The organism is Streptomyces sp. NPDC039480, from assembly GCF_055597165.1.
Map to the genome: position 1 here is coordinate 340,406 of NZ_JBVITX010000004.1, position 14,307 is coordinate 354,712.

11 protein-coding genes are annotated in these 14,307 nt (G+C 73.0%); 2 read left to right on the top strand and 9 right to left on the bottom strand.

Annotation, left to right across the window (positions count from 1 at the left end; all coding sequences use genetic code 11):
• Positions 1–42: 42 nt before the first annotated feature.
• Positions 43–1,113 carry a PLL family lectin gene (locus ACZ56E_RS15460; protein ID WP_471214417.1) on the top strand — a complete coding sequence of 357 codons (1,071 nt, stop codon included), beginning with the start codon at positions 43–45 and terminating at the stop codon, positions 1,111–1,113.
• A gap of 64 nt (positions 1,114–1,177) precedes the next feature.
• Here ACZ56E_RS15460 and ACZ56E_RS15465 read toward each other — a convergent pair whose 3' ends face one another.
• From ACZ56E_RS15465 to ACZ56E_RS15485, 5 genes are all read right to left on the bottom strand, one after another.
• Entirely contained in the window at positions 1,178–3,310 is a 2,133-nt protein-coding gene (locus ACZ56E_RS15465) for a 3-hydroxyacyl-CoA dehydrogenase NAD-binding domain-containing protein (RefSeq protein ID WP_471214418.1), read from the bottom strand.
• Positions 3,307–4,533, bottom strand: a complete 1,227-nt coding sequence (locus tag ACZ56E_RS15470) for a thiolase family protein (RefSeq protein ID WP_471214419.1) — start codon at positions 4,531–4,533, stop codon at positions 3,307–3,309. The genes ACZ56E_RS15465 and ACZ56E_RS15470 overlap by 4 nt, the downstream gene beginning before the upstream one ends.
• A gap of 617 nt (positions 4,534–5,150) precedes the next feature.
• Entirely contained in the window at positions 5,151–6,428 is a 1,278-nt protein-coding gene (locus ACZ56E_RS15475) for an HRDC domain-containing protein (RefSeq protein WP_471214420.1), read from the bottom strand.
• Between the two features lie 78 nt (positions 6,429–6,506).
• Complete coding sequence (locus tag ACZ56E_RS15480; protein WP_471214422.1) at positions 6,507–7,169, bottom strand: LuxR C-terminal-related transcriptional regulator; 663 nt, start codon at positions 7,167–7,169, stop codon at positions 6,507–6,509.
• A gap of 330 nt (positions 7,170–7,499) precedes the next feature.
• Positions 7,500–8,159, bottom strand: a complete 660-nt coding sequence (locus ACZ56E_RS15485) for a DUF3000 domain-containing protein (protein WP_471214423.1) — start codon at positions 8,157–8,159, stop codon at positions 7,500–7,502.
• 85 nt (positions 8,160–8,244) lie between these two features.
• Between ACZ56E_RS15485 and hemE the strand changes: the two genes are divergently transcribed.
• A complete protein-coding gene (gene hemE, locus ACZ56E_RS15490) occupies positions 8,245–9,318 on the top strand; it encodes a uroporphyrinogen decarboxylase (RefSeq protein WP_471214424.1) in 1,074 nt (357 codons plus the stop codon).
• 244 nt (positions 9,319–9,562) lie between these two features.
• Here hemE and ACZ56E_RS15495 read toward each other — a convergent pair whose 3' ends face one another.
• From ACZ56E_RS15495 to ACZ56E_RS15510, 4 genes are all read right to left on the bottom strand, one after another.
• Positions 9,563–10,489 carry an NAD-dependent epimerase/dehydratase family protein gene (locus ACZ56E_RS15495; protein ID WP_471214426.1) on the bottom strand — a complete coding sequence of 309 codons (927 nt, stop codon included), beginning with the start codon at positions 10,487–10,489 and terminating at the stop codon, positions 9,563–9,565.
• Positions 10,490–10,496: 7 nt separating this feature from the next.
• Entirely contained in the window at positions 10,497–11,363 is an 867-nt protein-coding gene (locus tag ACZ56E_RS15500; RefSeq protein ID WP_471214427.1) for a hypothetical protein, read from the bottom strand.
• 439 nt (positions 11,364–11,802) lie between these two features.
• A complete protein-coding gene (locus ACZ56E_RS15505; protein WP_471214429.1) occupies positions 11,803–13,188 on the bottom strand; it encodes an FAD-dependent oxidoreductase in 1,386 nt (461 codons plus the stop codon).
• A 38-nt stretch (positions 13,189–13,226) separates the two neighbouring features.
• The gene (locus ACZ56E_RS15510; protein ID WP_471214431.1) at positions 13,227–14,222 is read right to left on the bottom strand and encodes a DUF4349 domain-containing protein; all 996 of its coding nucleotides are present in this window, start codon (positions 14,220–14,222) and stop codon (positions 13,227–13,229) included.
• Positions 14,223–14,307: the final 85 nt, after the last annotated feature.

Genomic DNA, 14,307 nt, shown 5'->3' on the forward strand with positions numbered 1-14,307 from the left:
AACGCTGTGCGTCCGTGAACGTGGAAGGGTTGGCGCCGAGTCATGCCGTCGAGGTCCACCAGCACCGGTGCCCCGGATACCGCCCGCTGGCTGCTGCGCGGTCACGACGGCCGCCTCACCGCCTACGCCCGCGCCGCGGGAGGCCTCCTGCGCTGGACGGAGACGCGGCCCGGCGGACCGGAGTGGAGCGGCCCCGACTTCTTCGAGGCGCCCGACCTCACCTACCTCACACTCGCCCAGGGCACCGACGGATACGTGCACTTCGTGGGCCGGCGGGAGCGGCCGGGGGACGACGGCAAGGCCGTCGTCGACCTCGTGCACTCCATCCAGTACCAGCCGGGCCGGCCGCTCATGGACTGGCGCTCGCTCGGCAACCCGCACACCAAGCTCGTCGAGCGCGCCCCGCACCTCGGCGCGCCCGCCGCCGCGGTGGACACCGCGGGCACCGTCCACGTCTTCGTGCGGGACGCGGTGGGCAGCGTACGGATGCGCCGCGAGGGCAAGGGCGGCAAGTGGGAGGGGTGGAAGGACTTCAAGGTCCGCGACACCCTGGACGGCATGGCCGCGGTCGCCACGTCGACGGGCCGCGTGGAGGTCCTCGCCCCCTCGGGCAAGGCCACCCTGCGCTGGGCCCAGGAGCAGCGGGGCGGCGAACCGCAGCGCGCCGACGACGTGCCGGTCGTCGCAGCCCCCGGCTCCGGCACGGCCTTGGAGACCGCGCCCGACCGCCTCACGTACTACGCGGCCGGAGCGCTCGGCGACGGTGTCCTCGCCCACCGCCCGGCGAGCGGCGGCCCGCCGCTGCCCCTCGGCGGCGCCCCGGGCCCCGGCCCGACGGCGGCGCTCCGGACGGCCATAGACGGCCACGACTGCACGGTGCTCGCCCACCGCACGAGCACGGGCCGCCCGGCGCTCGCCGCGTTCCCCACGGAGGACGAGGGGGCGGGCCTGTGGTGGGCCGAGACCGGCGAACCGTGCCTGGGCGCCCCGTCGCTGGCGCTCGACGCGCAGGGCCGTGTGGTCATGGCGGCGATCGGCCTGGACGGCACGCTGCGGCTCGCGCGCCAGAAGGCGGAGCCGGGCCTCGCGCTGGCGGCGTGGACCCGCGTGTGAGCGCACGAAGGCGGGCCGTACGGGACAAGTCCCGTACGGCCCGCCTTCGTTGTCGCGTGAGAGGTTACGCCGGGACGCTTGCCACGCCCTGCGCGAGGAACCGCTTGCCGTTCACCCGCTCGCTGACACCCTCACGGTCCAGGTACGGCGTGATGCCGCCCAGGTGGAAGGGCCAGCCCGCGCCGGTGATCAGGCAGAGGTCGATGTCCTGCGCCTCGGCGACGACGCCCTCGTCGAGCATGAGCCCGATCTCCTGCGCCACCGCGTCGAGCACGCGGTCCCGCACCTGCTCCTCGGTCAGGACGGAGTCGCCCTGCTTGAGCAGAGCGGCGACCTCGGGGTCCAGCTCCGGCTTCCCGGAGTCGTACACGTAGAAGCCGCGCTTGCCCGCCTTGACGACGGCCGCGAGGTTCGGCGAGACGGTGAAGCGCTCCGGGAAGGCGCGGTTCAGGGTCTCGGAGACGTGCAGACCGATGGCCGGGCCGACCAGCTCGAGGAGGACCAGCGGCGACATCGGCAGACCGAGCGGCTCGACGGCCTTCTCGGCGACGGCGACCGGGGTGCCCTCGTCGATGACGTTCTGGATCTCGCCCATGAAGCGGGTGAGGATGCGGTTCACGACGAACGCCGGGGCGTCCTTCACGAGCACCGCGGTCTTCTTCAGCTTCTTGGCGACACCGAAGGCCGTGGCCAGCGACGCGTCGTCGGTCTGCTCGCCGCGCACGATCTCCAGGAGCGGCAGGATCGCGACCGGGTTGAAGAAGTGGAAGCCGACGACCCGCTCGGGGTGCTTCAGCTTCGACGCCATCTCGGTGACCGACAGCGAGGAGGTGTTGGTGGCGAGGATCGCGTGCGCCGGGGCGACGGCCTCGACCTCGGCGAACACCTGCTGCTTGACGCCGATCTCCTCGAAGACGGCCTCGATGATGAAGTCGGCGTCGGCGAAGCCCTCGGCCTTGTCCAGGACACCGGAGACGAGCGCCTTCAGGCGGTTCGCCTTGTCCTGGTTGACGCGGCCCTTGAGGAGGAGCTTGTCGATCTCCTCCTTGACGTACGAGACGCCCTTGTCGACGCGCTCCTGGTCGATGTCGGTCAGCACGACCGGCACCTCGAGGCGGCGCAGGAAGAGCAGCGCGAGCTGCGAGGCCATCAGACCGGCGCCGACGACGCCGACCTTGGTGACCGGGCGCGCCAGGTTCTTGTCGGGCGCGCCGGCGGGCCGCTTGCCGCGCTTCTGCACGAGGTTGAACGAGTAGATGCCCGCACGCAGTTCACCGCCCATGATGAGGTCGGCGAGCGCGACGTCCTCGGCGTCGAAGCCCTTCTGCAGGTCGCCGTCCTTGGCGGCCGCGATGATCTCCAAGGCGCGGTAGGCGGCCGGAGCGGCGCCGTGCACCTTGGAGTCGGCGATGGCACGGCCGCGCGCGACGGCGGCGTCCCAGCCCTCGCCGCGGTCGATCTCGGGGCGGACGACCTCGACCGAGCCGTTCAGGACGGAGGCCGTCCAGATCAGCGACTGCTCCAGGAAGTCCGCGCCCTCGAAGAGCGCGTCGGCGATGCCGAGCTCGAAGACCTGCTTGCCCTTGAGCTGACGGTTCTGGTTGAGCGAGTTCTCGATGATGACCGAGACGGCCTTGTCGGCGCCGATCAGGTTCGGGAGCAGCGCGCAGCCGCCCCAGCCCGGGACCAGGCCGAGGAAGACCTCGGGCAGCGAGAAGGCGGGCAGCGCCTTGGAGACGGTGCGGTAGGAGCAGTGCAGACCGACCTCGACGCCACCGCCCATCGCGGCGCCGTTGTAGTACGCGAAGGTCGGCACGGCGAGGCCGGAGAGGCGCTTGAAGACCTCGTGGCCGCCCTTGCCGATGGCGAGCGCGTCCTCGTGGCGCTTGAGCAGCTCCACGCCCTTGAGGTCGGCGCCGACGGCGAAGATGAACGGCTTGCCGGTGATGCCGACGCCGACGATGGAGCCCTCGGCGGCCTCCTTCTCGACCTGGTCGATCGCCGTGTTCAGGTTGGCGAGGGACTGCGGGCCGAAGGTGGTCGGCTTGGTGTGGTCGAAGCCGTTGTCCAGCGTGATGAGCGCGAAGCGCCCGGCACCCTGGGGCAGGTCGAGGTGGCGTACGTGCGCCTGCGTGACGACCTCGTCCGCGAACAGCTCGGCGGCCCCCTTGAGGAGCTCAGCGGTGGTGGTGCTCACTTCTCGCCTCCGGCGTCCTTGTGGTTCGGGTTCTCCCAGATGACCGTGGCGCCCATGCCGAAGCCGACGCACATGGTCGTGAGGCCGTACCGCACCTCGGGCTGCTCCTCGAACTGCCGCGCCAGCTGCGTCATCAGGCGTACGCCGGAGGAGGCGAGCGGGTGGCCGAACGCGATGGCGCCGCCGTACTGGTTGACGCGGGCGTCGTCGTCCGCGATGCCGTAGTGCTCCAGGAAGGCGAGCACCTGTACGGCGAAGGCCTCGTTGATCTCGAAGAGACCCATGTCGGAGATGGAGAGGCCCGCCTTGGCGAGGGCCTTCTCCGTGGCCGGGATCGGGCCGTAGCCCATGACCTCCGGCTCGACGCCCGCGAAGGCGTACGAGACGAGGCGCATCTTGACCGGCAGGCCGTTCTCCCGCGCGAACTCCTCGGAGGCGATGAGGGAGGCGGTGGCGCCGTCGTTGAGACCGGCGGCGTTGCCCGCGGTGACGCGGCCGTGCGTACGGAACGGCGTCTTGAGCCCCGCGAGGTTCTCCAGGGTGGTGCCCGGGCGCATCGGCTCGTCGGCGGTGGCGAGACCCCAACCGGTCTCACCGGCCTCGGCGTTGGTGCGGCGCACGGAGATCGGGACCAGGTCGGCCTGGATCTTGCCGTCGGCGTAGGCCTTGGCGGCCTTCTCCTGCGAACGCACCGCGTACTCGTCGGCACGCAGTTTGGTGATGCTCGGGTACCGGTCGTGCAGGTTCTCGGCGGTCATGCCCATGAACAGGGCGGACTCGTCGACGAGCTTCTCGCTCACGAAGCGGGGGTTCGGGTCGACGCCCTCGCCCATGGGGTGGCGGCCCATGTGCTCGACACCGCCGGCGACGGCGATGTCGTACGCACCGAAGGCGACGCTGCCCGCGACCGAGGTCACGGCGGTGAGCGCGCCGGCGCACATGCGGTCGATGGAGTAGCCGGGCACGGACTGCGGCAGCCCGGCGAGGATGCCGGCGGTGCGGCCGATCGTCAGGCCCTGGTCGCCGATCTGCGTGGTCGCCGCGATGGCGACCTCGTCGATCTTGGCGGGGTCGAGGTCCGGGTTGCGGCGCAGCAGCTCCCGGATGGCCTTCACGACGAGGTCATCGGCACGGGTCTCGTGGTAGATGCCCTTCGGACCCGCCTTGCCGAACGGGGTGCGGACGCCGTCCACGAAGACGACGTCCCTGACGGTACGAGGCACGATGGCTCTCCTCCAGGGTGCGGTTGCGCCACGCCTGCGGCGCGCTTCCTGGGGCCATGCTACTTGTCGGTAACTATGTGGCCAAGGGTTGGTCGGTGGTGCCTCGGGGAGGCGAACGTCACACCGGGTCACGGGGCTCCGTGGACGGCCTCCACACACGTGCAGGCCCCCGCAGGGGCGGCCCCGCCTACCCGCTCACCCCGTACGCAGGGGCGCGGTAGGAGCAGGCCCGCCGCTTCGCGGCGGAGTGTTCCCACCCGCCCGCCCGTGCACCCCGCACGTAGGAGCGGGGTAGGGGCAGGCCCGCCCGGGCACCCCGCACGCAGAGCCCCGGTAGGAGCAGGCCCGCCGCTGCGCGGCGGAGTGTTCCCGCCCACCCACCCGTGCGCCCCGCACGTTGGGGCGGGGTAGGGGCAACCCCGTCCGCCCCGGTCACCCGTCTGCCTTGCCTGGGTGATGCAGGCAGGGGGCCGGGGCGCACGCCCCACCCCGCCCACCCGCACCGGGATCGCGGCGGAAGCCGCGTTCGTTGCGGTCACCGGGCGGTGCGGGGTGCACGGGTGGGTGGGTGGGAGCTGCAGTCGGAGTGCACCGGGGTCGACGGGACCGCCCCCCGGTCAGGTCAGGGCTGTGACCAGGGCCGGGGTCACCTGGGTGATTTGCCAGGGGCGGGCGCCGTACGCGGCCAGGGCTGCCCCCACCGTGTCCTCGGTCACCTGAGCCGGAGGCTCCCAGCAGACGCGCCGGACCGTGTCCGGAGTGATCAGGTTCTCCTGGGGCATATTGAGCCGCTCGGCGATCGCGGAGACCGCGGCCCGCGCCGCGGAGAGCCGCGCCGCGGCGGCCGGATCCCGGTCCGCCCAGGACCGCGGCGGCGGCGGCCCGCTCACCGCCTGCCCGGGCTGCGGCAGCTCCGCGTCGGGCAGCGCCTTGGCGCGATCCACCACGGCCTGCCACTGCTCCAGCTGGCGCCGCCCCATGCGGTGCCCGAACCCGGGAAGCGCGGCGAGCGCATGCGCGTTCGGCGGCAGGCCGAGCGCCGCCTCGACGATCGCCCCGTCGCTGAGCACCTTGCCCGGCGACACGTCACGCCGCTGCGCGATCCGGTCGCGGGCGGTCCACAGTTCCCGTACGACCGCCATCTGACGACGCCGCCGCACCTTGTGCATGCCGGACGTGCGGCGCCAGGGGTCCTTGCGGGGCGGCGCGGGCGGCGCGGAGGCGATCGCGTCGAACTCCTCGCGGGCCCACTCCAGCTTGCCCTGCCGGTCGAGCTCCTTCTCCAGGGCGTCGCGCAGGTCGACGAGGAGCTCCACATCGAGCGCGGCGTACCGCAGCCAGGGCTCGGGGAGCGGCCGGGTCGACCAGTCGACGGCGGAGTGCCCCTTCTCCAGGACGTATCCGAGCACGCTCTCGACCATCGCGCCGAGCCCCACCCGCGGGAACCCGGCGAGCCGGCCCGCGAGCTCCGTGTCGAAGAGGCTCGACGGGACCATGCCTATTTCCCGCAGGCACGGCAGGTCCTGGGTGGCGGCGTGCAGGACCCACTCGGTGTCGCCGAGCGCCTCGCCGAGACCGGAGAGGTCGGGGCAGGCGACGGGGTCGACGAGAGCGGTGCCCGCGCCCTCGCGGCGGAGCTGGACGAGATAGGCCCGCTGGCCGTACCGGTAGCCGGACGCGCGCTCGGCGTCGACGGCGACGGGCCCGGTGCCCGCGGCGAAGGCGGCGACGGTCGCGGCGAGGGATTCCTCGTCCTCGATCACCGGCGGAATGCCGTCGCGCGGCTCGAGCAGGGGGATCGGCAGCCCTTCGGGTGCGAGGCCGTCGTCGTCCGGAGGGCCGCCTCCGGTGGTTCGCAGTGAGCTGTCTGCTGCGGTCTCTTGGGCGTCGGTCACCTGTCAAGGGTATCTGTGTATGGACAGCGCCCGTCGACGGAACGTTCCGTCGACGGGCGCGCGGGGGGTGTAAATCAGTCAGTGGATGATGCCGGTGCGCAGGGCGACCGCCACCATCCCGGCCCGGTCACCCGTGCCGAGCTTGCGGGCGATCCGGGCGAGGTGGCTCTTCACGGTCAGGGCGGACAGGCCCATCGAGACGCCGATGGCCTTGTTGGACTGGCCCTCCGCGACCAGGCGCAGCACCTCGACCTCACGGCCCGACAGCTCGCGGTAGCCGCCGGGGTGGCTCGGGGTGCCCGGAGGGCGGCGGTGCATACGGGCGGCGGCCGAGCCGATGGGGGCGGCGCCGGGACGGGAGGGGAGTCCGACGTTCGTACGGGTGCCGGTGACGACGTAGCCCTTGACGCCGCCCGCGAGGGCGTTGCGCACGGCGCCGATGTCGTCGGCGGCGGAGAGGGCGAGGCCGTTGGGCCAGCCCGCGGCACGGGTTTCGGAGAGGAGCGTCAGGCCGGAGCCGTCGGGGAGGTGGACGTCTGCGACGCAGATGTCCCGGGGGTTGCCGATGCGGGGACGAGCCTCCGCGATGGACGAGGCTTCGATGACGTCGCGTACACCGAGCGCCCAGAGGTGGCGGGTGACGGTGGAACGGACGCGGGGGTCGGCCACGACGACCATGGCGGTCGGCTTGTTCGGGCGGTAGGCGACCAGGCTTGCGGGCTGCTCGAGGAGAACGGACACCAGGCCTCCTGGGGTGGCGGGACGGGGCCGGCTCGGGGATGAAGCCGGGACGAATCCGTGCTTTCAAGGTCACAAACCTCTTCGGCACCAATCCCTGCCGCCTTTAGGGGATGATCACGATTTGGTGAGCAATAATTCGGGCAATTCGGACATGCGCTCGATCATCCGAAGATCAAACCGAACGCGCCCCCTTCCGGGTGACCCCAGCAAGGCAAACCCCCGCGGCGTGGGGCCACGGGGGGAATGGGTGTTCGGCGGTTCAGTGAATATTCGACGGTACGAGAGGATCACGGCCGGTCAGCGGCCCTGACAGGTCAAGGGCCTCACCGGTCAGGGGGAGAGCGGTCCCCTTCGCTGCGGCAGCGAGACCACGGACCCGTCGCCGGGTCCGGCCGGCGGCAGCCCCGCGACCTGGCAGAGCAGATCGCACCAGGCCGCCAGGTGTGCCCCCGTGTCCGGCACCCCGCCGGAGCCCTCCCGGGGGGTCCACGAGGCCCGGATCTCGATCTGCGAGGCGGGCGGGCGCTCCGCGAGGCCCCCGAAGTAGTGCGAGGCCGCCCGCGTCACCGTGCCGCTCGGCTCGCCCGCGGTCAGGCCCCGCGCGTGCAGCGCCCCGGTCAGCCACGACCAGCACACCTCGGGCAGCAGCGGATCCGCCGCCATCTCCGGCTCCAGCTCCGCCCGCACGAGCGTGACGAGCCGGAAGGTGCCCTGCCACGCGTCGTGCCCGGACGGATCGTGGAGCAGGACGAGCCGTCCGTCCGCGAGGTCCTCGTCGCCGTCCACGACCGCCGCCTCCAACGCGTACGCGTACGGCGCGAGCCGCTGCGGCGGACGTGTCGGATCGATCTCGATCTCCGGCCGCAGCCGTGCCCCCCGCAGCGCGTCGACCGCCGCGCGGAAGGGCAACGGAGCCGAATCCGCCACCTTCCCCTCCGAACTCTCCATCTCGCCAGCGCCGTCCGACCGTTGTCCCTGAGCCGCAGCCATGCGGGGAAGGTTAAGGGGAACGGCGCCTTCGCGCAGGGAGAGACACCCGTGAGGGGGTCCCCGGTCAACGTGCGAGACTTTCCGCGTGAGTGCCAATGACAGCCGTCGCCCCGAGGGCCGGCAGAACGCAGCGACGTACGACTCCCCCTTCATGAAGGCGTGCAGGCGCGAGGCCGTGCCGCACACGCCGGTCTGGTTCATGCGGCAGGCGGGGCGCTCACTTCCCGAGTACCGCAAGGTGCGCGAGGGCACGGCCATGCTGGAGTCCTGCATGCGCCCCGACCTCGTCACCGAGATCACGCTGCAGCCGGTCCGCCGCCACAACGTCGACGCGGCGATCTACTTCAGCGACATCGTCGTCCCGCTCAAGGCGATCGGCGTCGACCTCGACATCAAGCCGGGCGTCGGACCCGTCGTCGAGAACCCCATCCGCTCGCGCGCCGACCTCGCGCAGCTGCGGGACCTCACGCCCGAGGACGTCCACTACGTCACCGAGGCGATCGGGATGCTGACCGCCGAGCTCGGGTCGACGCCGCTCATCGGCTTCGCCGGCGCGCCTTTCACTCTCGCGAGTTACCTCGTGGAGGGCGGCCCGAGCCGTAACCACGAGCACACCAAGGCGCTCATGTACGGCGACCCGCAGCTCTGGGCGGACCTCCTCGACCGGCTCGCGGAGATCACGAGCGCCTTCCTGAAGGTGCAGATCGAGGCGGGCGCCAGTGCCGTGCAGCTCTTCGACTCGTGGGTGGGCGCCCTGTCGCCCGCCGACTACCGGCGCTCGGTGATGCCCGCGTCCGCGAAGGTCTTCGACGCGGTCGCCTCGTACGGCGTGCCCCGTATCCACTTCGGCGTCGGCACGGGCGAGCTGCTGGGGCTCATGGGCGAGGCCGGTGCCGATGTGGTCGGCGCCGACTGGCGGGTGCCGCTGGACGAGGCCGCGCGCCGCGTCGGCCCCGGCAAGGCGATCCAGGGCAACCTCGACCCGGCCGTCCTCTTCTCCACCCGCGAGGCCGTCGAGGCGAAGACCGACGAGGTGCTCGCCGCCGCCAAGGACCTGGAGGGCCACATCTTCAACCTCGGCCACGGCGTCCTGCCCACCACGGCCCCCGAGGCGCTGACCCGCCTCGTGGAGTACGTGCACACGCGCACCGCCGCCTGAGAAAGTCCGAAAACGGTCCCTGCCTGCCCGGGCAGGGACTGTTCCGCGGCGGCAGATGTCGCCGGTGCGTCAGGGGAGCGGCGACAGCAGCCACGGGTTGGGCCCCGCGCCCGGCACCGCCCAGTGCACCCCCGCCTCGCGCAGCGCCCGCGCGGCGTCGGTGAAGGCCGGGGCGCGGCCGCCACGAGCGCCCGCCAGGCCGCGGGGTCCACGGCCGGGTGGACGTAGAGCGGCACCAGCAGGGTCACCGGGGCTCCCCGACGGCCCGCACGGGGCGTGGGGCGCCGTCCGACGTCCAGAGCGCGGCGAGCGATTCCCGCAGGGTGAACCGCGGCCGCCAGCCGAGCTCCCACTCCGCGGCGCCGATGTCGGCGCACTGCCAGGGCACCGCCGTCGAACGCCCCACCGCGCCGAGTGACTCCTCGACGCGTCCGGTGAAGCCCGCCTCGACGACAAGACCGTGCGCCACATTGCGCGCCGGAACCGCCCGGCCGCTGCCGATGTTGAGCAGGCGCGGCAGCCGCCCCGGCAGAGTCAGCGCCTGCGCCACGGCCTGCGCCACATCGCGCGTGTCGACGAAGTCCCGGTGCGCGGACAGGTCGCCGACCCGCACCGTGCCGTGCGGGGTCCTGGCGACCGCCCGGCTCAGCTCGGCGGTGAGCCGGCCCGGCAGCCCGGCCGGCGCCGCCCCGGGGCCCACCGGGTTGGTGACCCGCAGCACGGTCGCGTCGAGCCCGGAGTCGACGACGGCGAGCGTGCCGGCCAGCTTGGTGGCTCCGTACGGCGTGACCGGGCGGGCGGGGGAGTCCTCCAGGGTCCGCTCGCCGATGCCGGTCGGCCCGTACTCGGCCGCCGAGCCGAGGTGCACGAGGCGCGCGGTCGGCACCGCCGCGCACAGGGCCCCGCAGAGCACCGCGGGGCCGCGGGCGTTGACCTCGGCGAGGGTCAGCGCGCTGCCGCCGACCGCGCCCGCGCAGTTGACCACGGCGTCGGGTGCGGCCCGCGTCAGCTGTTCGGCGAGCGCGCCTCGGGTGATGGTGGTGAGGTCGATGCGGAGGTCGTCGACGGGGGCACGGCCGCCGCGGAGCAGCCGGACGCCCGGCAGTGCGCGCAGCCGCTCCATGACGGCCCCGCCCAGATATCCGGTGGAGCCGAGGACGAGAATGCGCACGGTCCCGTCACGCTCCCTTGAGGAGCAGCGAGCGGTGCGTGGTGAACTCCGCGTTCGCGCGGTCGTAGTCGTCCGGGCGGCCGATGGCGAGCTCGTCGTCCGCCGTCAGCCGGATCGGGTCCGGCGTGCCCTGGTCCGGCGGGCAGTCCACGTCGCCCGGCGGGCAGTTCAGGTCGCTGTCCCAGCGGTCGTCGGCGCCGAAGACGTCGTCGACGTGGACGGCGAAGTGGTTGCGGGACGAGCCGAGGTGGACGCCCTGGGCCGGCCGGTCGACGATGCCGCGGGCGAGCAGCCGGAACTGCTGCTGGTGCTCGTTGTGGACGAAGGTGACCACCAGTTCGCGCCGGCCGTCGTGGCGGTACTCGCCGACGAGCGAGCCGCGCCCGGAGCCGCCGGGGACCGGCGCGTCCACATGGCTGGTGAAGTCCGCGCCGGGTGCCGGGTCGGCGAGGAAGCCGTAACTCTCGCCGACATCGGGCGCGTTGTCCTCGAAGGGCACCTGGTCCGCGAGGTAGCCGAACGGGCCTTCCTCGCCCGCCGCGGTCACCTGCGCCCGCACGCCGTCGAGCGGCCCGCTGAACTTCGGCGCCCGCAGGCCCGCTTCGGGCCGTGCGTAGGTGTACGCGTCCACGAACCTGGCCCGCGCCCGGCCGTTCACCGTGTCCGCGAGAAACGCCTCGTCGATCGCCGGGCGCTCGCTGCGGCGCAGGTCGACCGTGGTGTACGGCGTGCCCTGGCCGTCCAGTTCGGCGGTGATCGCGGTGGTGGCGGGGCCACCCTCGGTCACCACCGGGACGCGTAGGTCCACGCGGGGCGCCCCGGCTGCCGCGGCCGGTGAGGCGCCGAGAGCCGCCGCTCGTGCGGTGTGGTTCATGCGGTGTGTGGTCCCCTCCACGGTCGGGCCGCGGGGGTGTGTCCACCCCAAGGCCCGCCCCCCAACGGCAGGTTCACACGTCGCCGTGTGTGTCCGTGCCGCTCTGACGCGTCACATAGTGGGGCCCACCTGGGGGGTCTGTGCCGGTTCTGTGAAAGGTGGCGGAAAAGAGACGGCGTTCCACTAGGGGTGCGTCAGGGAGGGGGTGGGGCGGGTGGTGCGCTCCGGAAGGGGACGTTTCGGAGAGGTGTGCCGCTCAGGGGGTTGCGGGCCTCTGCGCGGCCGTTGGATGCCCGCTACACGTGGTGATCGTGGGCGCGCTCCCGTGGAGCGCGCATCTCGAACGGCCCGAACCTCCTGAATCAGCCATGCCGAGCGCGCCGCGCCACCTCCCTCCTTTCGTAGCAAGCGCGTTCTGACCTGCGCGGCAGGCGAGTCCTCAGCTCCGGTCCGCCCGCACCGCCGCCACCGCCTTGCGCGCCGCGACCAGGACCGGATCCCACACCGGCGAGAACGGCGGCGCGTACCCCAGGTCGAGCGCCGTCATCTGCTCCACCGTCATCTGCGCCGTCAGCGCGACGGCCGCCACGTCGACCCGCTTGCCCGCGCCCTCCCGGCCCACGATCTGCACACCGAGGAGCCGCCCGGTGCGCCGCTCGGCGAGCATCTTCACCGTCATCGGGGCCGCGCCCGGGTAGTAACCGGCCCTGCTCGTCGACTCGATGGTCACCGTCACGAACCGGAACCCGGCGGCCCGCGCGTCCTTCTCGCGCAGCCCGGTGCGGGCGATCTCCAGGTCGCAGACCTTGCTGACGGCCGTGCCGACGACGCCGGGGAACGTCGCGTAGCCACCGCCCGCGTTCGAGCCGATGACCTGCCCGTGCTTGTTGGCGTGCGTGCCGAGCGCGATGTGCCGCTCGCGCCCCGACATCAGGTCCAGGACCTCCACGCAGTCCCCGCCCGCCCAGATGTTCTCGTACCCCCGCACCCGCATCGCCAGGTCGGTCAGGAGCCCGCCGTGCTCACCCAGCGGCAGCCCGGCCTCGCGGGCGAGCGTCGTCTCGGGGCGTACGCCGAGACCGAGCACCACCACGTCCGCCGGGTACTCGGCGTCCTCCGTCGCCACCGCCGCGACCCGCCCGTCGTCGCCCGTCAGGACCTTGGTGACCTCGGCGTCGTTCACCATCCGGATGCCCATGCCGGTCATCGCGTCGTGCACGAGGCGGCCCATGTCGGGGTCGAGCGTCGACATCGGTTCCTTGCCGCGGTTGACGACCGTCACCTCGTACCCGCGGCCGACCAGTGCCTCGGCCATCTCCACGCCGATGTAGCCCGCGCCGATGACGACGGCCCGGCGGCCCGGCGTCCGCGTCAGCGTGTCGAGCAGGGCCTGCCCGTCGTCGAGGGTCTGCACGCCGTGCACGCCGGGGGCGTCGATGCCGGGCAGCGGCGGGCGGACCGGCCGGGCACCGGTGGCGATCACGAGCTTGTCGTACGACGTCCAGTACTCCTCGCCCGCCGCCAGGTCGCGGGCCAGGACACGGCGGCCAGGGACGTCGAGCCGCACCACCTCCGTGCGCATCCGCAGATCGATCGCGCGCTCCCGGTGCTGCTCGGGCGTCCGCGCGATCAGCTCGTCCCGCTCCCCGACGGCGCCGCCCACCCAGTAGGGGATGCCGCAGGCGGAGTACGACGTGAAGTGGCCGCGCTCGAACGCGACGATCTCCAACGCCTCGGGGCCCTTGAGCCTGCGCGCCTGCGACGCCGCCGACATGCCGGCCGCGTCGCCCCCGATGACCACAAGTCGCTCTCGTGTGCTGCTCATACGGACACGCTACGACGCGCAGGCCTCGCGCAAGCCCTCTAGTCGTCGTCCCCCTCACGCGCCGGGACGCCGGGGCCCGCGGGAGCCGTGGCCGGGCGGCGGGAGCGCAGCGGGCGTACGACCCACAGCCACAGGGCGAGCAGCAGCGCGGCCACCGCCGCGAACGGCAGCACCGCGGCGAGGACGATCCCGACCCAGCGCAGCGCCGTCACGAACGCGTCCCAGCCACCCGCGAGCGCGTCCACGAGCGACGTGTCGTCGTCCTCGGGACCGGCTTCGGCCTTCGGGCGGCTCTCGGTGAGCGAGAGCGTGATCGTGGCCATGCTCGTACGGTCCTTCAGCGAGGCCTGCTGGGCGAGCAGCGCCTCCAGGTCGGACTGACGCGTGCTCAACTCCCCTTCCAGGGTCACCACATCGCTCAGCTTCGTGGCCTTGTCCATCAGCTCCCGCACCCGTGCCACGCTCGCGCGCTGCGACTTGATGCGGCTCTCCACATCGACGACCTCGCCGGTGACGTCCCGCGCCTTCGCGTCCCTGCCGATGAGCTTGCCGGTGCCTTCGAGGGAGGCGAGGACGTCTCCGTACTGGTCCTGCGGCACGCGCAGGACGATCCGGGAGCGTTCGCGTCCGTCGCCGTCGCGGGAGGTGTTCTCGTCGCCCACCATGCCGCCGGCGTCCTCGGCGATCCGCCGGGCCTCGTCGAGCGCTCCGGGCACGTCCTTCACACGGACGGTGAGCTTCGCGGTGCGGATGACGTGGGTGTCGGCCGGCTTGGGCGGCTTGCGCGTGCCGGTGTCGCGGGCGCCGGAGCCGGAGCCGGAGTCGGAGTCGGTGCCGGCGGACTGGTCGGCCCGCGCGCCGCCGACGCCCTTCTCGTTGCTTTCGGGGGCGATCCCCGCGGCCTTGCCGTCGCCACCGCTGTCACTGTCGCCGCCGCTGCCCGAGGTGCACCCGGTGAGCGCGAGCGCGATCGCGAGCAGGAGGCCCGCGAGGACCTGGGCGGAGCGGTGAGCGGAGTTCCTTGACGCGTGCATCGGCGTACCCCCGGGGACGGTGACCTGATGCTCCTTCGACGCGGGAGAGGGGCGGAACGGTGTTGCCGACCGGTTCCGATGCGGT

Bases quoted from the DNA above. Each gene is read 5' to 3' on its own strand.
- ACZ56E_RS15460 (WP_471214417.1), top strand. From the start codon at position 43: ATGCCGTCGAGGTCCACCAGCACCGGTGCCCCGGATACCGCCCGCTGG.
- ACZ56E_RS15485 (WP_471214423.1), bottom strand. From the start codon at position 8,159: ATGGCTGCGGCTCAGGGACAACGGTCGGACGGCGCTGGCGAGATGGAG.
- ACZ56E_RS15500 (WP_471214427.1), bottom strand. From the start codon at position 11,363: ATGAACCACACCGCACGAGCGGCGGCTCTCGGCGCCTCACCGGCCGCG.
- ACZ56E_RS15505 (WP_471214429.1), bottom strand. From the start codon at position 13,188: ATGAGCAGCACACGAGAGCGACTTGTGGTCATCGGGGGCGACGCGGCC.
- ACZ56E_RS15510 (WP_471214431.1), bottom strand. From the start codon at position 14,222: ATGCACGCGTCAAGGAACTCCGCTCACCGCTCCGCCCAGGTCCTCGCG.